Below are 22,529 nucleotides of genomic sequence, written 5' to 3'. Positions count from 1 at the left end.
AGCTAACGTAAGTTTTAAGGAGTAAAACTATGGAAATTTTCAAGGCAGCAGCGAATCAAGTACTAGATACAAGCATGAGCACATCCGCTCAGCGTCAAATAGATAGCAGACCTATTGAGCATTCTGATGTTAAATTAAGTGCTGATAAAAACAATGAAACCAAAGATGTTAACGAGCTAGACGGACTTAGCAACGAAGAGCTTGCCAAAAGAACAAGAGAGGTCACTGACAAGCTAAATTTTCAAATGCAGCAGCTTGATACTAATGTAAGATTTGCTTACAACGAGAAGCTAAATTTAATGGTCGTACAGGTAAAAGATGCCAAAACTGGCGAAGAGATAACACAGCTTCCAAGCAAAGAGGCTATAAGAATAAGTGAGTATTTCAAAGAAAGCATAGGAATACTTTTTGACAAGGAGAGTTAAAAATGGCAGTAGGTAACGTAACAAATTTAGGAATCGGTACAAAAAATAGCGGACTAAATGATGATCTTATCAAGAAATTAAAAGAAGCAGATGAAGCAGGACAGATCAAGCCTTTAACAAAAAGGCTAGAAAGAAATGACCTAAAGCAAAAAGACCTTGCAGCACTAAAAACTCTAGTTAGCAACGTAAACGTAAGTGGCAAAACACTTGGTGGAGAGGCACTTTATCTAAAAAGAACTACAAATAATGCTGGCAAAAGCGTAACAGCCTCAGCGGCAAATGGCGTTAGCGTGCAAAATTTTAGTATCGATGTGCAAAAACTTGCTCAAAAAGATACATTTCAAAGCTCAAATTTCAAAAACGCTTCAAACTTAGTAGGCGCGACAAATAACGGCTCTTTTGATGTTGAGATCGATGGACAAAAATTTTCTATTAGCGTAACTAGATCAACCACATATCAAGATATTGTAGACAAGATAAATGATATTAGTCGTGGTAAATTGCAAGCTAGAATTTTAAATGTTGGCGGAGATAAGCCAAATCAAATCATGCTTCAATCAGGCAACACTGGCGCAACACAGACTATTAAATTCTCAAATGATACAGCTGGTGTTTTAGATAAGCTTGGCTGGGATAGTACGCAGTTTCAAGATAAAGATGCAAATGGCACTCTACTAACAAATCCTGATGGCACACCAAAGATGACATCAAATTTTGAAAAAAATAGAATTCTAAAAGCACAAGATGCAGAATTTACATATAATGGAGTAAATGTAAAAAGAAGCAAAAATACCTTCAACGACTTAAGGCCGGGAATTTCTATTACATTAAATGAAACTGGTAAAACAAACGTAAGCGTCTCTCAGGATACAAAAGAGGTAATAAAAGCGGTTGAAGAATTTATCAAAGACTACAACCTAATGACCATGAACCTTGGCATAGCTACAAAATATGACGAGGAAAAAGGAGCTGGCACTTTCCAAGGCGTTAGCGAAATTTCAAGCTTAAGATCAAACATTGGTCGTCTTGTAAATGGGCAAGATAGCGAAGGCAAAGCATTAAGCAAATATGGCATAGTGCCTGATAAAGACGGACAGCTTCAGCTTGATCTAAATAAGCTAAATGCAGCTCTTAGCAAAGATCCTGAAGAGATTCAGAAATTTTTCATGGGATCAAGCAAGATCGAGCCAATAAGCTATATGGGAGCATCGACTGTTAGCGCTGGAGCATTAGACATAAAAGCTGGCGATCTTACGATAAACGGCAAGTCGGTTACATTCTCAACTACAGCCACTGCCACAGCCGAAGAGAACGCACTAAAACTTCAACAAGCTATAAATGACGCTGGTATAACTGGAGTTACAGCCAGTCTTGATAAGAGTGGCAAAAGAATCGTCTTAAAAAGAAGCGATGGCGAAAATATCGAAGTAAAAGGTAAAAATTCAGCCTTAACAGCTCTAGGTATGAATGAAGCTACTATAAATCCAGTAACTAAAAAGACAGATGGGCTATTTACAAAGCTAGCTAAAATGCTTGATGGTGTCGTTGGTAAAAAAGGCACAATGATCGCTATGCAAAATCAGCTAAAAGACGAAAACGAGTCGATCACAAAAAATAAAGAGAGCACACAAAAGCTTTTAGATGAGAAATATACAACAATGCAAGAGCGCTTTATCAAGTATAACGCTATCATCGCAAGCTTAGAAAATCAGTTCTCAACACTAAAATCAATAATCGATGCAGAGATAAATAGCAGAAAATAAGAGAGAAAGATGAATCAAAGTGCATATAGTGCATACGCACAGTCTAGTTTTGGGGGCATTGAGTCCCCAACTAAATTAATAGAAATGCTTTATGACGGAATTTTAAAATTTATATTTCGTACCAAAAAGGCGATAGAAGCTGGAGATATAGAGAAAAAAGTTTATTATATTAATAGGACAAACGCTATTTTTGTTGAGCTTTTAAATTCGCTTGATTATTCTCAAGGCGATGTAGCTCACTATCTTAGCGGCCTTTATACAAGACAGATGCAGCTTCTTGCTATGGCAAATATACAAAATGATATCGCAGCTTTGAATGAAGTAACAAATGTTGTAAAACAACTATCAGAAGCATGGAGAGAGGTAACTTCAGGTGAATAGTTGGATCAATGAATTTAAATTAGCATTGATAAACGAAGACACGAGCAAGATAGCTGCTTTATCACAAAATTTTAGTGAGGATATGTTTACGAGCCTAGCTTCAGCACAAGAAGCACAAGCATTAATCGGCGGTGCAATAGAGCTTTTAAAAAACAAGTCTTCGCACATCCAAAATGAGCTTATAAAACTACAAAAAGCTCAAAAATACGTAACAAACTAATCTATTTTTATAAATTTAAAGGCACGGCGTTAAGCCGAGTTCTGTCTTGAGCGATCATTTATCTACGCTTGCTTTTACAAACAAACTCTAGCGAAGGGTTTTAATATAAGACCAAAACCATCCCTTCTTGCTGCAGGTTGGGTTTATATGGCCACGCAAGTTACCAAGCGTGCCGGTGGGCTCTTACCCCACCGTTTCACCTTTACCGCCAAAGCGGAAGTTTACTTTCTGTTACACTATCCCTTAGGTTTCCCTAGCCATCCGTTAGATGGAACCTTGTCTTATCGCAGCTCGGACTTTCCTCTTTTGCAAAAACAAAAGCGATCGCTTACCGTGCCAGAGCGAAATTATAGCGCCTTTGGCTTAAATTTCTAGCTTTAAAAGCTTTAGACTTTTAACTTTATGTTTTTATTTACAAGGTAGATTCGCAGGCAGATAGAGTGCTTTGAGTAAATATTTAGCGTATGTTTTGTTAAAAATTTATCTCAAAGCGCGATAAATTCAGCATTATTTATAGGTCGTAAATCGTACAAGCTACCAAATTTCTCCATTATCTCGTGTGTGGCCTGCGTAAAAGGCTCGCAGCCAAAGTGCGGTACGACGTAAAAATCAACCAAATTTAACCCTGCAAAATCGCTCATATTTGCACTATTTTCATCCATTAGCGTAGCATATCTAGTATCTGGTGCTGCTATGATCGCACCTGCTGACTCGCCGATATAAATTTTACCCGCTTTGACCGCGTTTTTTATAGCTTGCCAGACGTGCGATTTTCTCAGCTCATTAAGCAGATAAAACGTATTTCCACCGCTAACGTAAATGATATCGCACTGACTAATGGCAGATAAAATTTCATCTTCACAAGATGGCTCATCTTGGCTAGATACTAGCGCTACCGAATCCTTGGCGCAAGAGACGTCAAGGCGTCTTAGCTTCGCACCAAAATTTTCTAAAATCTCCGCCGCTTCGCCAACATAAAAATTTACCTCTTCAAATTTTGCTGCCGTATCGATAAAAACAATATCTTTGCCTTGAAAATTTACCACTTCATCAATCTTGCTCGCAACCTCCGCAAAATAAGAACAAAGAAAAATATTCGCCATTTTTAATCCCTTTAAAATATAAATTTGCAAACCCATTATATCCAAACGAGCCTAGAAACGCTTGTATTTTACGTCGCTCGCGTCTTGCTCCACGGGTAAAATTTAGCGGGTTTAGGATACGGGTCTTGGCGCGAAAATCCAATAAATTTAGCCTCAAATTTGAGCTTAAAACGACAATGTAAAGTTTTTGCCCCGCTTCGCTCACAGCTTTTAAAGAGCGTTAGGCGAGGTGAATTTTGATTTGCAAAATTTAAACGTAAAAGTTAAGGTGAAGTCTTGCGAGATGGTTTTAATTGTTTCCTACGTCGCTATGCTCTTAGCTAAATAGAAGAAGTAAAATTCGTCCCAAGATAAGGCATACAGCCTATCACGGAGCGAATTTTATACTCTGCTTGCAGTTGCGAGTACAACGAAGCAAAAAGCATTTAAAAGCGCTAGCAAGGCGAGCCGCCGCCCTACTCAAAGATATTTTTGTGCAAGATTTCTTCTAGCACAACAGTCGCATAGCTTCCTTTTTGCAGCGTGAAATTTATCGTAAAGTGCGCCTTTTCCTCGTTATATTTGCAGCTTGCATCCTCCAAATAGCACCACGCAAAGCGCCTAGATCCCGTCATTTTAGCTTTGTATTCATTTGCTTGCGCGAAAATTTGATCCTCGACCATTCTCGCCAAGCCCTGCGCCTCATACGCCTTCGCACCCGCTATCAGCCCGCAGCTAGTGATATCTCTATCGTCAAAGCGCGCGCCCTCCGCGTCCAAATCCTCGCACAAAAAACATTTGCCGTGAGGGTAGTGGCCCAAAACTTCGCCCTCTATCAGTTTAAAAAATCTCTTTTGCGATTTTAAATTTTTCAAAATCGCGTTATCAAGATACGGGTAAATTTGAGCTAGCTCGCCTAGGCTAAAATCCTGCGCAAACCTCGAAATCTCCACGCGTTTGCTAAGCCAGCGATTAAAAAGATCACTTTGATATGCCGAGATCAAAAAGTCGTTTAGCTTTACATTTTTGCTCTTTTTGCCGTTTATCGTCCCGTTTTTAAGTAGCTCCAGTCCAGTTTCAGCATTATCGCCAAATTTACCAAAACGCTGATAGCCAAAGTAGTTTGCATAGCCAATTTTATCGATACTAACAAATGCTTGCTCTAGCTTTTTGGCATTACTTGGTAGCACCTTTTTTAAGCGAATAAAAAAGCTATTTCCCTTTAGATGTCCGATGCGAAGCTTATTTTTATGCACATTTAGGCTTAAAATTTTCATCTTTTCGTGGCTAAAGTTTACTAGATTGCTCTCAAATTTACGTGGCATTGAGATAAACTGAGTCGTCATGCCTTGCTTGTCCTTTAGCCCAGCGTAGCCAAAATCACGCATCTTAGCTCCTGTAACCTCGCTTAAGACATGCAAAGCCTCTTGTGTCGTCATATCTTTTTTAGAAATTTCAACGATCAAGTGCTCGCCGTCACCGCTAAACTCGTAAAGTGGTATCTCACGCACGACAAAATCATCTGAATTTTTAGAAAAGTAAGCCTCAATAGGTGCATGAGTGAGCGCATAAAGTGGCTTAAAAGTGGTGGTTTCTTGCATTTTGTTTTAACCTTTTGTTTGAAATTTTTGCAAAGACGTTAATCTTAGTCCGTGTTTTTGCGGCGATCCTTTTGATAGCGTTTAAATTTTTAGGACAAAAAGTAAATAAAATTTCATACTCTTCGCCGCTACTAAGCTCAAATTTACTTAGCTTTTTTGTAAATTTAGCACCCTTTTTGCTAGCCTTTAAAAGCTTAGCAAGATCGGCATTTAGCCCATCTGAGATGTCCATAGCGGAGTTTATAAGATGAGCTGCTTTGTAGAAAAATTTATCTCTTAAAATAGGCTTTTTAAATCGTGAGTTTTTTGAAATTTGAGCTAGCCTTAGAAGCGAATTTAGCCCCTTTTTACTACCTCCAAGCTCGCCAGTAAAAGCCACTAGATCACCGTATCTTGCATTTTTCCTAAGCACGGCTTTGCCATTTAGCTCGCCAATTACACTAACGCTTATATTTAAAATTTTGCTACTTATCGTGTCGCCACCGATTATCTTTACGCCAAACTCCTCGCAAGCTCTATTTATGCCGCCACTTAGCTCTTTGATTTGCTGCGGCAAAAAATTCTTTGGCAAGCTAAGTCCAAGAAGCGCAAATTTTGGCTTAGCATTCATCACGATCGTATCTGAAAAATTTACGATCATCGCCTTGTAGCCGATCTCTTCAAGGCTTAGCCAGCCATGCTTAAAGTGCGAATTTTCAGCAAAGATATCCTTGCTAAAGACCTGCATGCCAAGCACAGCCGCATCATCGCCAATATAAGCGTTACCAAAGCATTCAATCGTGAAATTTTCTTTATCCATCGAGCCATTATAATGAAACTCCTTTTAATTTTAGGATAAAATAAGCCAAAAAGGATTCAAATGCAAAAAATAGAAATTTTTAGATTTAATGAAAAAAAGGATATTTTGTCGTATTTTAAACCATATTTTTTAGAAATTTTAGATTACGCAAACCTTGATGAACTATTTTTGCATGTTAAAAAAATTGATCCCTATTTTCAGCCAATAACTGGCTTTGTGAAAGTAAATGATGTCGTAGTGAACACTGCTGAGCCATTAGTAAATTTATATGAAAAATTTGCAGACGAGCTTGTAATTTCGCCACTTGATGAAAAAAGAGCAGTTTTAGATCTTGAGATAAATGATGACGACTTTTGGGAGAAATTTAAGCCATTTGATAAATTTTGCTATCAAGCAGACAAAGAATTTTATACAAGCTTAAAGCCATATTTTTATGCTGATTTTGTGAGAGAATACGAGCCAAATTTTATAGGTACAGCGGCCATCATACTAGCTCATCATCTTTATAAAAAAGAAAAAAATGATGAGATCATGAGGCTTATCAACAATGAAAATGGTATTTTGATAGCTTGCAAGATTGATAATTTTATCTTTGGCGGAAGCGAAATTTATAACGAAGCGATTAGGTTTTTTAAAGAAATTTTAGGAATAAAAGAGGATAAAACCTCAAAAAACGAGCTTGAAAAGATAAAGAGCTTGGATAAATTTAAAGGATTTAAAATAGCCGTAAGTGATAAAATCCCTGCAAATTTAGATAAATTTAGAGCAAATTTTATAAATCTAAACAATAAATTTCCTTGTGGTTTTGAACTTTTAAAAGTAAACGAAAAGCTTGCGTTTGCACTTGCGAGCAAGACCATTTTTAATGCGTTTGATAGTGGGGCTGATTTTTTACTAGCTAGCAATGAGACTGAGTTTTATATGTTTGACACGCTTTCAAAAAAGCTTGAAAAATTTGCAAACAGAAGTTTGCAGGATTTTTATGTTTTAAGAGTTAGCGAACTGATCGAGCTTGAAAATGGCAAAATTCCAGCAAGCCTAAAAGAGCATACGCTAAAAGTAAATCTAGTCTAAAACTAGAGAATTTATTTTTGCAAAGTCGCATTTTGCTCGCTTAAGGCTTCTTCTCTTTCGTCTTCTTGTCTTATCTCATCGTACCTTGCTTTGGCGTTTTCATAAACACCAGCTGGTAAGCTTATGTTTAAATCGTCCCTTAAGCTCATCACATCATCACAAGCATTTTGGTAGCCAAGGTCGCAACTTTTCATATAATAACTCACGCCAAGCTCGATATTTGAGTGTTTTTTTAGATCACTATCCATTTGCTCATTTATATCTTCATTTATAAACATATCGCCCAAAGCTTCGCACGAAAGCACATCTTTTTGCTCACAACCATCATAAAAAATTTCATACGCAGCTACGTAATCTCCAGCATTTAGCGCCTCAATACCTCTGTCATAATCATCGATGTCAAAGCCAAATGCTAAATTTAAAGCTAGGATTAAAAAAACTATCTTTTTCATATAAAGCTCGGTGCGTCGTTTGAAAATAGAATAAGATCGCCAGCATGCGTATTTTGAGCTAGAATTTCTTGCATTTTATTTTTATCCTTTAAGATGATGATCTTTGGCTTTATGATGTACTTTAGTAAAACTTCGGCGTTTAGTGAGCTTGTGATGATAACAAGGTCAAAAATTTCATTTATCACCTTGGCTAAATTTGCATTTTGTTCCGCATCGCTCTCGACGATGCCTGGTGTTAGTAGCACTTTTCTGCCAGCGTAGGTGCTTACAAGCTCGTAGCTTGCGCTCATACCTGAGAAATTTCCATTAAAGCTATCGTCAATTATCAGCTTGCCACCAGCCTCGATCTTGCTTAAGCGGTGCTCGACGTTTTTCATCTTAGATAGCGCTTTATTTACTGCTTCATCGCTCATTTTCAGATATCTTGCCACCTTTATACAAACGGCTAAATTTGTAGCGTTAAATTTTCCAAGCAGCGGCGAAGCGTAACTCTTGTCATCAAGCATAAATGATATTCCATCTAAATTTGCATTGATATCTTTTAGACTTTCATCGTAAATTTCTAAATTTTGGCTTGGCTCTTTCTTTGTCGAGCTATGTAAAAATGCCATTTGCAAACGAGTGCTTTGAAGTGCTTCAAGCTTGGTAGAGCGGATATTATCAAGCGTTTTAAAATACTCAATGTGCTGTGCGCCGATCTCGCCAACAATTACGATTTGTGGATTTAGAAATTTTGTGATCTCTAGGATGTCGCCCTTTAGCCTAGCGCCTGCTTCTGCGATGTAAATTTGCGTTTGCTCGCTTAAATTTTCATTGATATCTTTGATGATGCCAGCCATTGTATTTACACTGCGAGGTGTTTTGTAGCAGACAAAGTTATCTTTTAAAATTTCAAAGAGGAAATTTTTGATGCTAGTTTTGCCGTAACTTGCTGTGATCAAGATGATTTTTAGATCTTTATTTGCACCCAGTTTTTTAAGCGCCTTGTTTTTAAATCCTTGAAATTTAATCTTTTCTAAAATTTCACTAAAAAATAGGCTCACAACCAAGACAAAAAGTGGCATCGGAGCTAAAAATACCTTGTGAATGATAAAATTTAGAGCGTAGTTTAAGATAATAGCGCAAGCAAGGATTACAAAAAAATGCTTGATCCTAGCAGTAAAAACTAACTTTTTATCAAGTTTTTTGTGCCAAAGATAAAGAGCTGGCAAAAGTGCAAAGTAAAAATAGATAAAAAACCACTTGCCAGTCGTATAAAATAGCACCAACGGCACGATAAAGAAAAAGACGTGCCAAGCAGGCTTTGTGAAGTGAAAGAGCACACGCTCAGGCCTATATGAAAACCACTGAAAGCAAGTAATCACATAAAAAGCGAGTGCAAAGATAAATAAAACTGTGCTTATGCTTAAAAATATACTCATCTTATCTCCTCAATCCCGCTCTCATCGTCATCTATCACGACATTTTTAGCCTCATTTAGCTCAAAATTTATCCCTTTTTCTATCTCGTCACTTATAAATTTAGCGTGAAGTAAAAAGAAAAAATGATCACCATTAAGCGGAAAAAATGAGCTATTTTTTATGAGCTTATGTATGCTCTCCCCGCTTGTTATGGGCGTTGCCTTGTCATTTTCGCCCCAAAATATCAAAGCCTTGCCACTAAAGTTAGCAAAATGCTTTGTAAAATCCTCATCAACTACGTTTTTTAGGGTCTCATACATCACTCTACTCATACCGCTCACATCCTTTGTGGCAAAGAGTTTATAAAATTTTCCAAATCCAAAAAGCTTAAAAATTTTAAAAATAACGATCTTTGCGCGCACGATAAATGGCTTTTTGACAACTATGCCAGCTGAGCTCAAAAGCACAAGATATGGCGGCTTTAGAAGCGTTGCGACCTTGCCACCAAAGCTATGACCTACTATAATATCTGGCTTTATGCCAAGCTCAGCGCAAAAATTTTCAACGATTTTTGCATAATCACTTGTTTTTAAAGGATCAGTAATTGAGCTTTTACCAAAACCTGGCATATCGATATAAACGTGGCAAAACTCGTTTAGATAGTGCCCAAAAGCCTTTTTCATTATCTCTTTGTTTGCACCCCAGCCATGCAAGAAAAGCACTATTTTTTTGCATTTTGGATTTACTACTTCGTAGCTGATCTCATACTCGTCTGAGCCGTACTTTACCGCCCTACTCGCCATCGTTCTCTCTTTTTTTTGCAGTATAAATGCTCTCAAGCACGTTCACTGCTTCGCAAAGACGCTCATACTCTTCCATATTTAAAAGCACAGCTTCAAATTTATTATTTTTAACAATGACCGCTCTTTTTAATTCATTAGCTCCCACACGAGAGAGCACTGAACTAAAATTTCTAACCACTTCAGTTGCTGTATAAATTTCGTCTTTTGTAAAAGTTACCATTGTCGCTCTTTGTGTAAAATTTTACGTAAAATATCACAAACTACTTTATAATCTACTAAATGGTCTAAATTTTCCCGCGACCTTTTACTGAAGTGATCGAGTTTATAAAGCTATAATCGATCTTTATATTACGCTCTCTTGGAAGTGAGTTTGCAAGAGCATTTAAAGTGCTCTCAAAATCCTCAAATAGATAGTTTGCAAGGCTTCCTGGATTTGGATTTATCTCATTTAGATAGACCTCATCATCTATCACAAAAAAGTCGCATCTAATGATCGCTCCGTCAAATCCACAATCATAAATTTTTGAAAAGTTAAATTTAAGCTTTTGTTTTAGCTCTTCAGAAATTTCAGCCTCTTTTACCTTGTTTTCATTTGAAAAGCTAAGATATTTCTGCTCATAGTCAAGAAATTCTTTCTTTTTTGGCTCTTCGATGATAGAAAATTTTATCTTTCCATCTACCTTACAGCCTGCAAGGTTGTACTCTTTTACTCCCTTTATAAAAGGCTCGACAAGCACATCTTTATCGAACTCAAATGCCACGTCTTTTGCATAAGCTAGCTCACTGGCGTCATGCACTATATTTACGCCAATACTACTTCCAAGTCTTGCTGGCTTTAAGATAATAGGATAGTGAAATTTTGGCTGGCTCTCACGAGTTAGCATCTCATAATCAAGCGCCTTTACACCAGCTTTTTGCGCTAGAAATTTAGTAAGCTCTTTGTTGTAGCTAAGCGCACTTACTTCAAGCCTTGGACCTATATATTTTATGCCGTAAAAGTCAAAAAGTGCCGCTATCTTGCCATCTTCGCCGTCCATGCCGTGGATCAAATTTATAATGACATCACACTCTACTTTTTTATCGCCAAAGAGAGAGTGTATGAAAAATCCACCTTTAGATAAAATGAGCTTTTTTGAATTTTTGTATTTACCAGAGCTAAAGAAATTTGCTCTCATATCTTTCTCTTCGATAAGATAAAAATCTCTATTTGCATCGCAAAATATAAATTTTAGCTCTTGTTTTAGGACATTTTTTAAAACTATCGCACTAACTATGCTTATCTCATGTTCATAGCTCTTTGCTCCAAATATCACACCTAAATTCATTTTTTTAATCCTTATCCTAATTTCTTTAATGCTTCTTTTATAAGATCACTTGTATTTTCACTCTTGCACTCAGGCAAAATTTTCACTATCTTCTCACGTTTAAAGCCAAGTGCCTCAAGTGCCAAAAGTGCTTCGTTTTGGTAGCTTGGCACGCTCTCATCACTTATTAGCTTTGCGTCGCTTAGCTCAGCTATAATGCGTCTAGCAGTCTTTGGTCCGATGCCTGGCACACTTTTAAAGGTATCTGCGTCGCCGCTTATTATGGCGTTTGTAAATGCCTGCGAGCTAAGGCTTGAGCAAACCGCCATAGCCGTGCTAGCCCCGATGCCATTTAGCTTTATTAGCATCTCAAACATCTTTTGCTCGTTTGCATCCAAAAAGCCGTAAAGTAAATTTGCATCTTCTCTTATGATCTGTGTTATGGCAAGCTCGACTTTTTCGCCCTTGCTAAGCTTGGCTGAGCAAAAAAGCGAGATAAAAATTCCATAGCTTACGCCGCTATTTGTCTTAAGTATCACAAATGCGGGATCTTTTCTGCTGACGACGCCTTCGATCGCTTTTATCATCATTTAACCTTTTATTCTTAAAAATTTGTATCTGTGTAGTCTTCTAATTTATTTGACTTTTTGATCTTATACTCAGCCTCATCGCCATCGCCGATCTTCTCCAAAGTAATAGCATGAGCGGTTTCATTTTGCTTTGAGATATAAGTGACATTTTGTGGAGGATCAACGATAACAAATCTAATCTCATTTAATTCAACCCAGTTGCCTCTATTTATCACTTTTGCAGAAAATATTCCATTTTGCATGATCTCAAGCTCATCTTTTAGAGTAGCTAGCAACTCTTTTTTATCTTTAAAAATTTTTAGCAAAGTGTTGTATTCATTGACTAGACCTTGATACTCTTTTAGCTTTTTCATAAAGGTAACTGGCGGTATCACTTTAGCTTTTGAGAGCTCTTCTACCTTTGCTTTTATGGTATAAATCGAATCTTTATTTTCATTTATGACATTTTTCTTTGTTTCAATATTTTTTAGAAGTGAGGCAAGCTCTGCTTTTGTATATTCGATCTTATTTAATTGCTCTTGCGTAGCCTCAGCACTCTCAGGCATTTTGCTAGTATCGATTATAAATTTATTGTCAGTGCCTCTTAGATATCTTACGTCTATTAAGTGTGAAGCTGTGATAGTGCAGTTTGAGCCAAGCGTGTTTATTTGGATATTTTGAGCAGTTATAGAACCACCAACGACGCTATTTATCTTAACTCTTTTTGCTACGACATTTCCGCCTTCTAGTCTATCTATCTCGACATTTTCAGCTTCAACCTTACCGATGTGGATAGAAATTTTTGCATTCTTTGCATAAATTTTAGCCTTTTGATGTGTTTGACCGCCGATTATTACTTCATTTGCTTTAACCATCGCATTTGCACCGACATTTCCTTTTACCTCTATCTCGTCAGCCTCTACGATGATGCCAGTGCCGATGGCGTCTTTTATAGTATCAGTTTCCCTAACTACCAAAGTCACATTTGTATCAGTACCTGCTTGAATAGAGCCAGTTGTTTTAAAATTTGCTTCATTTATCTCTATACGCTCTTCGATGTCAAATGAGCCATTTTTCTCAACTACATATCCTGATTTTTTAGCGATATATATTATGCTATCGTCATTTTCTACTCTCTCTATATTTTCGCTTATACTTATCTCTTTGCCAGTATCTTCTTTTGGCTTTTCTACTGCTAATAATTTACCTCTCGCATCACGGCCATTTTGCCCTTCGTGAGACTTTTTCTCTTCCATTATCACTTCATCTTGTGCCACGCCAAAAACAAAACCTCTATCAGCATAATCAATCTTATCTTCTTCTTTTATCGCATCAAGTTTATCTTTGTAGTAGTAAAGTATCTTTGCATCGGTAGCTTTTTTTGGATTTATACCTTGTGTTATGTTTAGTATGTAGTCTTTATCAAGTTCGCCCTTTACATGCACAACTGAGGCGATTTGTTTTAACTCATCTTTTAGTTTGCCGATCCTTATACCTATTAAAATTTGAGCTTTCATAAGCTGTTTGGCGATGTATTCAAAAAGTTTATCTTCGTAATGCTGTTCGTATTCACAATCTTTTGTAGCTTTTACCTTTGCGACTACTTTTGTAACCGTTGAATTTACACCGATTTCTATCTTTGGAAGCTTTGGAACAGCATTTAGCCTAATATCAAAAAATTCCACGTCATAGACTTGCTCGATCTCTAGTGTCTCGTCAAGATAAAATGCATTATCATCAAAAAAGTCTAAATTTTCTTCAGGGACAAAAACTGGCTCTTCATTATCTTTATTTTTATAATAAGTCAAAATATCTAAAATTTTAAAATCTATAAATTCTACCGGTACGCTGTATTGCTTGCTTAGTTCTTTAAGCGATATATAAGGTGTTGAAGTTTGAATTTGCGTTGGCGGTAAAAATCTCTCGTTTTCTTGCACGATCTCGCTCAAAATTGATCCATTTCACATAAAATTTGGCTCTTATTATCGCCAAAATTTTATTAAATTTGGGTTATGTAAGCTTTAAAGCATCTTTTGTTACTATTGCGTTTTCAAATTTAATTTAGGTGAGCGATGTTTATAAAAGGCTTTTTCTCAAACTCAGTTGGCATCATGACTTCAAGGATTTTAGGACTTATAAGAGATCTTTTAACGGCTTCTATCCTTGGTGCTGGCATATTTAGCGACCTCTTTTTTATAGCATTTAAGATACCAAATTTATTTCGCCGCATCTTTGGCGAGGGGGCTTTTACACAGGCGTTTTTGCCAAATTTTGCAAATAGTAAGAAAAAAGCGGTCTTTCAAGCTGAAATTTTTATCAAATTTCTACTTTTTATAGGCATTTTGACGCTTCTTGTAAATTTATTTACGCCCTACTTTATAAAAATAATCGCAAGCGGTTTAAGCGAGCAAAACGTAACCGATGCAGTGCCGCTCGTGCGCATAAATTTCTACTATCTGGCCCTTGTTTATATCGTCACTTTCATGGGTGCGCTGCTTCAGTATAAAGGGCACTTTGCCACGACTGCATTTTCTACTGCGCTACTAAATTTAGCCATGATCGCTTCACTACTATTAGCTCGTGGCAAGAGCGAGAGCGTGGTCGCACTTTATCTTAGCTTTGGCGTCGTTGCAGGCGGCATTTTGCAGGTTTTAGTGCATCTAATCGCTATGAAATTTAACGCCTTAAATAAAATTTTCTGGGGCGGTTTAAGCGGATATTTTAAGGGCAAAAGAGCGCAGAGCAAAGGGTTTTTTATAAATTTTTACCACGGCTTACTTGGCTCAAGTGCAATGCAGATAAGCGCATTTATGGACACTTGGCTAGCTAGCTTTTTGGTAAGTGGCTCGATAAGCTACCTCTTTTATGCAAATAGAATTTTTCAGCTCCCACTTGCCATCTTTGCGATAGCGCTCTCACAAGCACTCTTTCCAAAGATCACTAGGCTTTTAAAGCAAAAAGACGAAGCAAATGCTCTAGTTTGGACGAAAAAGAGCTTTTACTTGCTACTTTGCGCCCTGCTAGCAGCTACGATCACAGGCGTAGTGATGAGCGAATTTATCATCTGGCTCTTGTTTGAGAGAGGGAATTTTGTAAGGGCAAACACCATTGAATGCGCCAAGGTGCTAAGCGCCTATTTAATGGGGCTTACGCCATTTGGACTGGCTAAAATTTTCTCACTTTGGCTTTATGCAAATATGAAGCAAAAAGAGGCGGCCAAAATTTCTATCATCTGCCTTGTGATAAATTTGATCCTAGCTGTCATTTTGATGCAGAAATTTGGAGCTGCTGGCCTTGCATTTGCAAGCTCGCTCGGGGGATTTTTACAGCTTATTTTATACATTAAAGCCTTTGGAGCTAAGCGATTTTTAGCTATAATCGAGCCTAAATTTATAGCCGCCATCGCTATTTTGGCGGTTTTGCTCTATTTTGGTTTAACATTTTTAAAGGATATATTTAATGCGAATTTTTGATACTTCTAAAAGAGAAAAGGTTGAGTTTAGCCCTATTAAAGAAGGCGAGGTCAGCGTCTATCTGTGCGGCCCAACGGTCTATGACGACGCACATTTGGGACATGCAAAGTCAGCCGTTAGCTTTGATCTTTTAAGAAGGGTCTTAAAAGCGCTTGGCTACAAGGTCAAATTTGCAAGAAATTACACCGACATCGACGATAAAATTTTAAACAAGATGGCGCAAACTGGCCAAAGCCTAGAGGAGATCACAAACAAATATATAGCGCACTACGAGAGCGACATGGGTGCTTTAAACGTGCTTGATCCAGACTTTAAGCCAAAGGCTACGCAGTGCTTGGAGGCGATCATTAGCTACATCGAGGTGCTTATGGATAGAGGTGTGGCGTATAAAACCAGCGATGGAATTTACTTTGATACGAGCAAGGATAGTGGATATTTTAGCATTAGCGGCAAGGATAATAACACCGATCTAATCGCACGAGTGGCAAGTTTTAGCGAGAAAAGAGATGAAAAAGACTTTGTGCTTTGGAAATTTGACGAAAAATGGTATGAGAGCCCATTTGGCAAGGGTCGCCCTGGCTGGCACACTGAGTGCGTAGCGATGATAAGGGAGTTTTTAAGCGATAAAGAAAATGATAAATTTGAGATCGACATCCACGCTGGCGGCATCGACCTACTCTTTCCACACCACGAAAACGAGGCAAGTCAGTGCAGATGTGCCTATCACAAAAATTTAAGCAAATACTGGATGCACAATGGCTTTATAAAGGTAAATAACGAAAAGATGAGTAAGAGCCTAAATAATAGCTTTTTTGTAAAGGACGCCATAAAAAACGTTCATGGCGAAGTGCTTAGATATTATTTGCTTACGAGCCATTATAGGGCTCATTTTAACTATTCAGATGAAGATCTAGTGGCTTCAAAAAAGAGACTTGATAAAATTTACCGCCTCAAAAAAAGGGTCGATGGCGTGCAAGCAGGACCAGCAAATGAGAGCTTTAAAAGCGAGCTACTTGAGGCACTAAGCGATGATCTAAACGCCTCAAAGGCGCTTGCAAGTGTTGATGAGTTTGTAAAAACAGCAAACGAAAGGCTTGATAATAGCCCAAAAGATAAAGCCTACAAGGCTGAAGTGGTGGCAAATTTGGAGCTTATAAGTGAAATTTTGGGCATTGCTAGCACAAATTATGTTGAGTATTTTCAGTTTGGTGTAAGCAACGAGCAAAAGGAGCAAATTAAAAGGCTTCTTGATGAGCGCGGGGTAGCTAAAAAAGAGAGAAATTTTGCAAGAGCTGATGAGATAAGAGATGAGCTAGAAAAGATGAATATCTCTATCATGGATACGCCAAATGGCGCAGTTTGGGAGAGAAATAATGAATAACTTTGGCTTAAAAGATGTGCTAAAACGCTTTGGTCCATATTTTAAAGAATACATTCCACACTTTATCCTAGCCTTCATCGGCATGGGGCTTGCAAGTGGTGGAACGGCGGTGAGTGCGTACCTGGTGGAGCCAGTACTTAATAAAATTTTCGTTGAAAAAAACGAAACGTTACTTTATATGTTGCCATGTGCGATTATTGCCATTTATGTGTTAAAAAATATAGGTACATTTATGCAGGCTTATTTTACGGCATATATCGGCCAAGATACGATTAGAAGATTTCGTGAAAAGATGGTCGAAAATTTACTAAATTTGGACATGAAATTTTTTAATGATTTTAGAACAGGCGAGCTAATAAGCAGAACCACGAACGACATAGAGCGCATAAGATCTATTGTTTCAAGTTTCATACCTGAGCTTATTAGAGAGCTTGTAACTATCATAGGCCTGCTTTGTGTAGTCATATATCAAAGCCCTAAATTGGCGTTTTTTGCACTTGTGGTCATGCCAGTAGCCATTTATCCGATCTCACGCCTTGCAAAGAAGATGAAAAAAATTTCAAAGCAGTCGCAAGAAAAGACATCCGATATCACTTCAGCCTTGAGTGAAATTTTTACAAATATCGAGATCATCAAGGCAAATAATGCCCAAAAATACGAGCATTCACGTTTTGTTGAAGAAAATAACAAATTTTTCAAGCTAAATCTTAAAACCGTAAAAATTGAGCAATCAGTAAGTCCGCTTATGGAAACGATAGGCTCTATTGGTGTCGCAGCCGTTATTATCGTAGGAGGCAAAGACGTCATCGACGGAAATATAAATATGGGTGCATTTTTCTCGTTTTTAACCGCGCTTTTTATGCTCTACACTCCACTAAAACGTATCGTAAATATATACAATAAAATGCAAGACGCGATCGCCGCAAGCGAGAGAACATTTTTCTTGATGGATAAAGTAAGCGATATAAAAGATGGTGAGAAAGAACTAAACGAAGAGATAAGACTTATCAAATTTAACAATGTCTACCTAAACTACGGTGACAAAGAGGTTTTAAAAGGTATAAATTTAGAGGCTCGTGAGTCAGAATTTATAGCTCTTGTTGGCTCAAGTGGTGGCGGAAAAACCTCGCTCATGAATCTGCTTATGAGATTTTACGACGTAAATAGCGGAGAAATTTTAATAAATGAGACAAATTTAAAAGATATCAAAATCCACTCACTTCGCCAAAATATCGGCCTTGTAACGCAGCGTGTCTATATCTTTAACGATACAATCGCTAAAAACGTGGCTTACGGCAGAGAATTTAACGAAGATGCCGTGATAAATGCACTAAAAATGGCAAATGCTTATGAGTTTGTAAGCAAACTAGATGATGGTATCCACTCTATCTTAAATGAATTTGGCACAAACCTTTCAGGCGGTCAAAGACAACGCATCGCAATAGCCAGAGCACTTTATCAAAACCCACAAATTCTTATCTTTGACGAAGCTACTTCAGCGCTTGATAACGAGAGTGAAAAAGAGATCACAAAGGCTATAAACAACCTAAGAAACAAAAAGATCATCTTTGTCATCGCTCACCGTCTAAGCACGGTTGAGAGTGCTGATAAGATCGCTGTTTTAAGTGGTGGAAAGGTCGTTGATATCGGAAGTGATGAAGAGCTTAGCAAGAGAAATGAAATTTATGCAAAACTTAAAGGCAAAGCCTTAGTTTAAGGCGATTTTTGCTAAGATTTGCACAAATTTTTAGGCATTTTAAAGAGGTTAAAATGAGCTTAAACTACGATACTTTAAAATCTATATTTTTTAAATTTGATCCTGAAACTGCCCATAAAATAGCAGAACTTGCAATGATCGGAGCAAATAAAATTTTTCCAGGATCATTAAGCTTTGTAGCAAATAAGTGCGTGGTCGATGACAATGCGCTAAAACAAAATTTATTCTCAAGCACTTATCACAACCCAGTTGGTATAGCTGGGGGCTTTGATAAAAACGCCACAATGTTTGAAGCGCTCACAGCTCTTGGATTTGGGTATTTAGAATTTGGCACATTTACTCCAAAACCTCAACCTGGCAACGACAAACCAAGACTTTTTAGGCTCGTAGACGAAGAGAGCATCCAAAATGCGATGGGCTTTAACAACGACGGCTGTGAGGCTATTAAAAATAGAGTCAAAAAACTTTATCCTTATACTTTGCCAATCTGGGCAAATATCGGTAAAAACAAGGTTACACCAAACGAAGACGCAATAAAAGACTATGAAATTTTAGTAAGAGAATTTAGCGAAATTTGCGATACATTTGTCATAAACGTTTCATCGCCAAACACGCCAAATTTAAGAGCCTTACAAGATGAGAGCTTCATAAAAGAGCTTTTTAGTGTCATTTTGCCACTTACTAAAAGGCCGATCATCTTTAAAATCGCTCCTGATATGAGCCACGAAGATGCGATCAAGCTTTGTAGTTGCGCGGTAGAAAACGGCGCTAGTGGTGTGCTTGTCTCAAATACAAGCGTTGATTACTCGCTCTCTCGCTCGTCAAATTTAAAGGATTTTGGCGGACTAAGCGGCAAGGTAATCGCTCAAAAGTCAAAAGAGATCTTTAAAGCCGTGGCAGACGAACTTTATGGCAAGACGACGCTTATCGCATGTGGCGGCATAGATAGCGGTGCAGAAGCATATGAACGCATAAAAATGGGAGCAAATTTAGTGCAAATTTTTACAAGCTTTATCTTTAAAGGGCCGATGATCACAAGAGATATAAATTTAGAAATTTTAGAACTTTTAAAAAGAGATGGCTTTGCCTCTATTAGCGAAGCGGTCGGCATAGATGTTAAAAAATAAAAGGCAAAAGATTGATAAAATTTAATAAATTTAAACTAGAAAACGGACTTGAAATTTATCACGTACCAGTAAATCCTGGTTCAAAAGTGATAAGCGTCGATGTCTTTTACAAAGTTGGCTCAAGAAACGAAGTGATGGGCAAAAGTGGTATCGCCCACATGCTAGAGCATCTAAATTTCAAATCAACTAAAAATTTACGTGCTGGTGAATTTGACGAAATAGTAAAAGGTTTTGGTGGCGTAAATAACGCAAGTACGGGCTTTGACTACACCCACTACTTTATAAAAGCTTCAAATGAAAATTTAGACAAAACGCTTGGTCTTTTTGCTGAGCTTATGAAAAATTTAAGCCTAAAAGACAAAGAATTTCAACCAGAGCGAGACGTAGTGCATGAAGAGCGTAGGTGGCGAACAGACAACAATCCTATGGGATATCTCTACTTTAGGCTCTACAACCACGCATTTATCTACCATCCATATCACTGGACTCCGATAGGCTTTATAAAAGATATCGAAAACTGGAACATTAGCGACATAAAAGAATTTCATGCTACTTTTTATCAGCCCAAAAATGCTATTTTGATGATAAGTGGCGACATCGGCAAGGACGAGGCATTTAAACTAGCTAAGAAAAATTTTAGCAGCATAAAAAATAAAAGAGCCATTCCAAAATCTCACTGTAAAGAACCTGAGCAAGATGGAGCTAGAAGAGCCATTATCTACAAAGATAGCCAAACGCAAATGCTAGCGATCGCTTATAAAATCCCAAATTTTAAACACGCTGATCAAGTGGGACTAAATGCGATAAGCGAATATCTAGCTACTGGTAAAAGCTCTGTTTTACAGCAACGTCTAATCGATGAGCTAATGCTCGTAAATCAAATTTATGCTTATAATATGAGCTGCGTTGATGAAAATTTATTTATATTTTTAGCAGTTTGCAACCCAGATGTCGAAGCAAACGTGGTTGAGGCTGAAATTTTAAAGATCATAGATGATTTAAAAAATAAGCCAATCGACAAAGATGATGTTTTAAGAGTTAAGAATTTGATAAAAACTGATTTTATTTACTCATTTGAGAGTGCAAGCAAGGTTGCAAATTTATATGGCTCATACCTTGCTAGAGGCGACATAAAGCCACTTTATGAGCTTGAAAAAAATATCGATAAGATAGATGCCAAGCTTTTAAAAGAGATAGCAAATAGATATTTTAATGAAAAAACCAGCACAACAATAATTTTAAAAAAGGAATAAACGTGGAAAATTCGCTTCAAGGTGCGATGACCGCACTCATTACGCCATTTAAAAATCAAAAAGTAGATGAAGTCAGTTTTGAAAAGCTAATAAAAAGACAGATAAAACACGGCATAGATGTCGTTGTGCCAGTTGGAACTACCGGCGAGAGTGCAACACTAACGCATGATGAGCATAGAATTTGTATCGAAATAGCCGTAGATGCATGTAAAGGCACAAATGTAAAAGTACTAGCTGGAGCTGGCAGCAACGCGACTCACGAGGCTATTGGTATCGCTAAATTTGCTCAAGCTCATGGCGCTGATGGTATCCTCTCGGTTGCGCCCTACTACAATAAACCAACGCAGGAAGGGATTTACGAGCACTACAAAGCTATTGCAAATAGCATTGAAATACCTGTACTTCTTTACAATGTTCCAGGTAGAGTTGGCGTGGATATCTTGCCAGCGACCGTTTTTAGACTTTTTAAAGAGTGCAAAAATATTTACGGCATCAAAGAAGCTACAGGCAGCATAGATAGATGCGTAGATCTACTAGCTCACGAGCCAAATTTAGTAGTCATTAGCGGTGAAGATGCGATCAACTATCCTATCATATCAAATGGTGGCAAAGGCGCTATCTCAGTTACTGCAAACCTATTGCCAGATCAAATTTCAGAGCTTACGCACCTTGCGATGAACGAAGAGTACAAAAAAGCAAAACTAATAAACGATAATCTATATACTATAAATAAAACGCTCTTTTGCGAAAGCAATCCGATACCGATCAAAGCAGCGATGTATCTAGCTGGACTCATCGACTCTTTGGAGTACCGCTTGCCACTTTGCAAACCAAGTAAAGAAAATTTTAAAAAGATAGAAGAAGTAATAAAAAATTACGAAATAAAGGGTTTTTAATGAAGGACACACTAAACGAATTTAAAGGTAAAACACTAGTCATCAGCGGTGGAACTAGAGGCATTGGTAGAGCCATAGTCGAAGAATTTGCAAAAGCTGGTGTAAATATAGCATTTACCTACAACTCAAACGAAGAGCTTGCAAAAGAACAAGCAAAAGAGCTTGAAGCTACTTATAAGATAAAAGCAAGAGCATATGCGCTAAATATCCTTGAGCCAGAGACTTATAAAGAGCTATTTTTAAAGATAGACGAGGATTTTGATAGGATTGATTTTTTCATCTCAAATGCTATCATCTCAGGTCGCGCAGTAGCTGGTGGATACACTAAATTTATGAAGCTAAAACCAAGAGGCATAAACAATATCTTTACAGCAACAGTAAATGCCTTTGTCGTAGGCACTCAAGAAGCTGCAAAACGCATGGAAAAAGTGGGTGGCGGCAGCATCATTAGCCTATCATCGACTGGAAATTTAGTCTATATCGAAAACTACGCAGGTCACGGCACAGCAAAAGCAGCCGTTGAGGCGATGGCAAGATATGCCGCAACTGAGCTTGGCGAGAAAAATATCCGCGTAAACGTCGTAAGTGGCGGCCCTATCGAGACAGATGCACTAAGAGCCTTTACAAACTACGAAGAGGTTCGCGATATGACGGCAAAGCTTAGCCCACTAAACCGCATGGGACAGCCGACTGATCTAGCCGGAGCATGTCTATTTTTGTGCTCATCTAAGGCTAGCTGGGTGACAGGACATACATTTATAATAGATGGCGGCACAACTTTTAAATGAGAAAATTGAAAATTTAAGCAT

The 22,529-nt window shown here is 37.7% G+C and carries 22 protein-coding genes and 1 other RNA gene; 12 read left to right on the top strand and 11 right to left on the bottom strand.

The genetic code is table 11. The features are described from left to right. Positions 1-29 precede the first annotated feature (29 nt). Genes A3223_RS00185 through A3223_RS00170 form a run of 4 tightly spaced genes read left to right on the top strand, consistent with a single transcriptional unit; the run spans position 30 to position 2,789 of the window. Entirely contained in the window at positions 30-425 is a 396-nt protein-coding gene (locus A3223_RS00185) for a FlaG family protein (RefSeq protein WP_084107857.1), read from the top strand. A gap of 2 nt (positions 426-427) precedes the next feature. Then, a complete protein-coding gene (gene fliD, locus A3223_RS00180) occupies positions 428-2,188 on the top strand; it encodes a flagellar filament capping protein FliD (protein ID WP_084107856.1) in 1,761 nt (586 codons plus the stop codon). 9 nt (positions 2,189-2,197) lie between these two features. After that, the gene (gene fliS, locus A3223_RS00175) at positions 2,198-2,569 is read left to right on the top strand and encodes a flagellar export chaperone FliS (RefSeq protein WP_035167483.1); all 372 of its coding nucleotides are present in this window, start codon (positions 2,198-2,200) and stop codon (positions 2,567-2,569) included. Then, positions 2,562-2,789, top strand: coding sequence for a hypothetical protein (locus tag A3223_RS00170; protein WP_084107855.1), 228 nt, complete (start codon positions 2,562-2,564; stop codon positions 2,787-2,789). Before fliS ends, A3223_RS00170 begins: the two co-directional genes overlap by 8 nt. Positions 2,790-2,803: 14 nt before the next feature. Here A3223_RS00170 and rnpB read toward each other — a convergent pair. The 4 genes from rnpB to A3223_RS00150 form a co-directional block, all read right to left on the bottom strand. Beyond that, an RNA gene (rnpB, locus tag A3223_RS00165) (RNase P RNA component class A) lies at positions 2,804-3,129 on the bottom strand. A gap of 145 nt (positions 3,130-3,274) precedes the next feature. Next, a complete protein-coding gene (locus A3223_RS00160) occupies positions 3,275-3,892 on the bottom strand; it encodes a Type 1 glutamine amidotransferase-like domain-containing protein (RefSeq protein ID WP_180378682.1) in 618 nt (205 codons plus the stop codon). 455 nt (positions 3,893-4,347) lie between these two features. Beyond that, positions 4,348-5,472: a tRNA pseudouridine(13) synthase TruD gene (gene truD / locus A3223_RS00155; protein ID WP_084107853.1), complete on the bottom strand. Its 1,125-nt coding sequence runs from the start codon at positions 5,470-5,472 to the stop codon at positions 4,348-4,350. Further along, positions 5,450-6,271 carry a thiamine-phosphate kinase gene (locus A3223_RS00150; RefSeq protein WP_084107852.1) on the bottom strand — a complete coding sequence of 274 codons (822 nt, stop codon included), beginning with the start codon at positions 6,269-6,271 and terminating at the stop codon, positions 5,450-5,452. The genes truD and A3223_RS00150 overlap by 23 nt, the downstream gene beginning before the upstream one ends. Positions 6,272-6,331: 60 nt before the next feature. On the opposite strand from A3223_RS00150, the gene A3223_RS00145 reads away from it, so the two are divergent. After that, on the top strand, positions 6,332-7,345 hold the full coding sequence (locus tag A3223_RS00145; RefSeq protein WP_084107851.1) for an HdrB C-terminal domain-containing protein: 1,014 nt from the start codon (positions 6,332-6,334) through the stop codon (positions 7,343-7,345). An 11-nt stretch (positions 7,346-7,356) separates the two neighbouring features. Here the strand turns inward: A3223_RS00145 and A3223_RS00140 are convergent, their stop codons facing one another. The 7 genes from A3223_RS00140 to A3223_RS00110 all read right to left on the bottom strand — a co-directional run bounded on the left by A3223_RS00140 (position 7,357) and on the right by A3223_RS00110 (position 13,822). After that, positions 7,357-7,797, bottom strand: coding sequence for a hypothetical protein (locus A3223_RS00140; RefSeq protein ID WP_084107850.1), 441 nt, complete (start codon positions 7,795-7,797; stop codon positions 7,357-7,359). Further along, complete coding sequence (locus A3223_RS00135) at positions 7,794-9,218, bottom strand: Mur ligase family protein (RefSeq protein ID WP_084107849.1); 1,425 nt, start codon at positions 9,216-9,218, stop codon at positions 7,794-7,796. Before A3223_RS00135 ends, A3223_RS00140 begins: the two co-directional genes overlap by 4 nt. After that, complete coding sequence (locus A3223_RS00130; RefSeq protein ID WP_084107848.1) at positions 9,215-10,000, bottom strand: alpha/beta fold hydrolase; 786 nt, start codon at positions 9,998-10,000, stop codon at positions 9,215-9,217. The genes A3223_RS00135 and A3223_RS00130 overlap by 4 nt, the downstream gene beginning before the upstream one ends. Then, positions 9,990-10,220, bottom strand: a complete 231-nt coding sequence (locus A3223_RS00125) for a type II toxin-antitoxin system Phd/YefM family antitoxin (protein WP_072594322.1) — start codon at positions 10,218-10,220, stop codon at positions 9,990-9,992. The genes A3223_RS00130 and A3223_RS00125 overlap by 11 nt, the downstream gene beginning before the upstream one ends. Positions 10,221-10,284: 64 nt before the next feature. Then, positions 10,285-11,325 carry a D-alanine--D-alanine ligase gene (locus A3223_RS00120; protein WP_084107847.1) on the bottom strand — a complete coding sequence of 347 codons (1,041 nt, stop codon included), beginning with the start codon at positions 11,323-11,325 and terminating at the stop codon, positions 10,285-10,287. 11 nt (positions 11,326-11,336) lie between these two features. After that, entirely contained in the window at positions 11,337-11,891 is a 555-nt protein-coding gene (ruvA, locus tag A3223_RS00115) for a Holliday junction branch migration protein RuvA (RefSeq protein WP_084107846.1), read from the bottom strand. A 17-nt stretch (positions 11,892-11,908) separates the two neighbouring features. Then, on the bottom strand, positions 11,909-13,822 hold the full coding sequence (locus A3223_RS00110) for a flagellar assembly protein A (protein ID WP_084107845.1): 1,914 nt from the start codon (positions 13,820-13,822) through the stop codon (positions 11,909-11,911). 123 nt (positions 13,823-13,945) lie between these two features. Between A3223_RS00110 and murJ the strand changes: the two genes are divergently transcribed. The 7 genes from murJ to A3223_RS00075 are packed head-to-tail and all read left to right on the top strand — an operon-like array spanning position 13,946 to position 22,508. Then, entirely contained in the window at positions 13,946-15,346 is a 1,401-nt protein-coding gene (murJ, locus tag A3223_RS00105; RefSeq protein ID WP_084107844.1) for a murein biosynthesis integral membrane protein MurJ, read from the top strand. Further along, complete coding sequence (cysS, locus tag A3223_RS00100) at positions 15,333-16,727, top strand: cysteine--tRNA ligase (protein ID WP_084107843.1); 1,395 nt, start codon at positions 15,333-15,335, stop codon at positions 16,725-16,727. The genes murJ and cysS overlap by 14 nt, the downstream gene beginning before the upstream one ends. After that, the gene (locus tag A3223_RS00095) at positions 16,720-18,444 is read left to right on the top strand and encodes an ABC transporter ATP-binding protein (RefSeq protein WP_084107842.1); all 1,725 of its coding nucleotides are present in this window, start codon (positions 16,720-16,722) and stop codon (positions 18,442-18,444) included. Before cysS ends, A3223_RS00095 begins: the two co-directional genes overlap by 8 nt. A 53-nt stretch (positions 18,445-18,497) precedes the next feature. Then, positions 18,498-19,571: a quinone-dependent dihydroorotate dehydrogenase gene (locus A3223_RS00090; RefSeq protein WP_084109233.1), complete on the top strand. Its 1,074-nt coding sequence runs from the start codon at positions 18,498-18,500 to the stop codon at positions 19,569-19,571. An 11-nt stretch (positions 19,572-19,582) separates the two neighbouring features. Continuing rightward, positions 19,583-20,824 carry a M16 family metallopeptidase gene (locus A3223_RS00085; RefSeq protein ID WP_084107841.1) on the top strand — a complete coding sequence of 414 codons (1,242 nt, stop codon included), beginning with the start codon at positions 19,583-19,585 and terminating at the stop codon, positions 20,822-20,824. Positions 20,825-20,850: 26 nt separating this feature from the next. Beyond that, entirely contained in the window at positions 20,851-21,720 is an 870-nt protein-coding gene (gene dapA / locus A3223_RS00080; RefSeq protein ID WP_219336695.1) for a 4-hydroxy-tetrahydrodipicolinate synthase, read from the top strand. Continuing rightward, complete coding sequence (locus A3223_RS00075; protein ID WP_054196728.1) at positions 21,720-22,508, top strand: enoyl-ACP reductase; 789 nt, start codon at positions 21,720-21,722, stop codon at positions 22,506-22,508. Before dapA ends, A3223_RS00075 begins: the two co-directional genes overlap by 1 nt. Positions 22,509-22,529: the final 21 nt, after the last annotated feature.

This window comes from Campylobacter concisus (genome assembly GCF_002092855.1).
Classification (GTDB): Bacteria; Campylobacterota; Campylobacteria; order Campylobacterales; family Campylobacteraceae; genus Campylobacter_A; species Campylobacter_A concisus_AI.
The sequence above is the reverse complement of the archived record's forward strand: the minus strand, read 5'-3'. Positions and strand labels throughout refer to the sequence as shown.

Excerpts from the sequence above, each read along its gene's own strand:
- murJ (WP_084107844.1), top strand. The coding sequence starts at position 13,946 with ATGTTTATAAAAGGCTTTTTCTCAAACTCAGTTGGCATCATGACTTCA.
- cysS (WP_084107843.1), top strand. The coding sequence starts at position 15,333 with ATGCGAATTTTTGATACTTCTAAAAGAGAAAAGGTTGAGTTTAGCCCT.
- A3223_RS00075 (WP_054196728.1), top strand. The coding sequence starts at position 21,720 with ATGAAGGACACACTAAACGAATTTAAAGGTAAAACACTAGTCATCAGC.
- A3223_RS00090 (WP_084109233.1), top strand. The coding sequence starts at position 18,498 with ATGAGCTTAAACTACGATACTTTAAAATCTATATTTTTTAAATTTGAT.
- fliS (WP_035167483.1), top strand. The coding sequence starts at position 2,198 with ATGAATCAAAGTGCATATAGTGCATACGCACAGTCTAGTTTTGGGGGC.
- A3223_RS00145 (WP_084107851.1), top strand. The coding sequence starts at position 6,332 with ATGCAAAAAATAGAAATTTTTAGATTTAATGAAAAAAAGGATATTTTG.
- fliD (WP_084107856.1), top strand. The coding sequence starts at position 428 with ATGGCAGTAGGTAACGTAACAAATTTAGGAATCGGTACAAAAAATAGC.
- A3223_RS00135 (WP_084107849.1), bottom strand. The coding sequence starts at position 9,218 with ATGAGTATATTTTTAAGCATAAGCACAGTTTTATTTATCTTTGCACTC.
- ruvA (WP_084107846.1), bottom strand. The coding sequence starts at position 11,891 with ATGATAAAAGCGATCGAAGGCGTCGTCAGCAGAAAAGATCCCGCATTT.
- A3223_RS00160 (WP_180378682.1), bottom strand. The coding sequence starts at position 3,892 with ATGGCGAATATTTTTCTTTGTTCTTATTTTGCGGAGGTTGCGAGCAAG.
- A3223_RS00125 (WP_072594322.1), bottom strand. The coding sequence starts at position 10,220 with ATGGTAACTTTTACAAAAGACGAAATTTATACAGCAACTGAAGTGGTT.
- A3223_RS00185 (WP_084107857.1), top strand. The coding sequence starts at position 30 with ATGGAAATTTTCAAGGCAGCAGCGAATCAAGTACTAGATACAAGCATG.
- A3223_RS00150 (WP_084107852.1), bottom strand. The coding sequence starts at position 6,271 with ATGGATAAAGAAAATTTCACGATTGAATGCTTTGGTAACGCTTATATT.
- truD (WP_084107853.1), bottom strand. The coding sequence starts at position 5,472 with ATGCAAGAAACCACCACTTTTAAGCCACTTTATGCGCTCACTCATGCA.
- A3223_RS00095 (WP_084107842.1), top strand. The coding sequence starts at position 16,720 with ATGAATAACTTTGGCTTAAAAGATGTGCTAAAACGCTTTGGTCCATAT.
- A3223_RS00140 (WP_084107850.1), bottom strand. The coding sequence starts at position 7,797 with ATGAAAAAGATAGTTTTTTTAATCCTAGCTTTAAATTTAGCATTTGGC.
- dapA (WP_219336695.1), top strand. The coding sequence starts at position 20,851 with ATGACCGCACTCATTACGCCATTTAAAAATCAAAAAGTAGATGAAGTC.
- A3223_RS00120 (WP_084107847.1), bottom strand. The coding sequence starts at position 11,325 with ATGAATTTAGGTGTGATATTTGGAGCAAAGAGCTATGAACATGAGATA.
- A3223_RS00130 (WP_084107848.1), bottom strand. The coding sequence starts at position 10,000 with ATGGCGAGTAGGGCGGTAAAGTACGGCTCAGACGAGTATGAGATCAGC.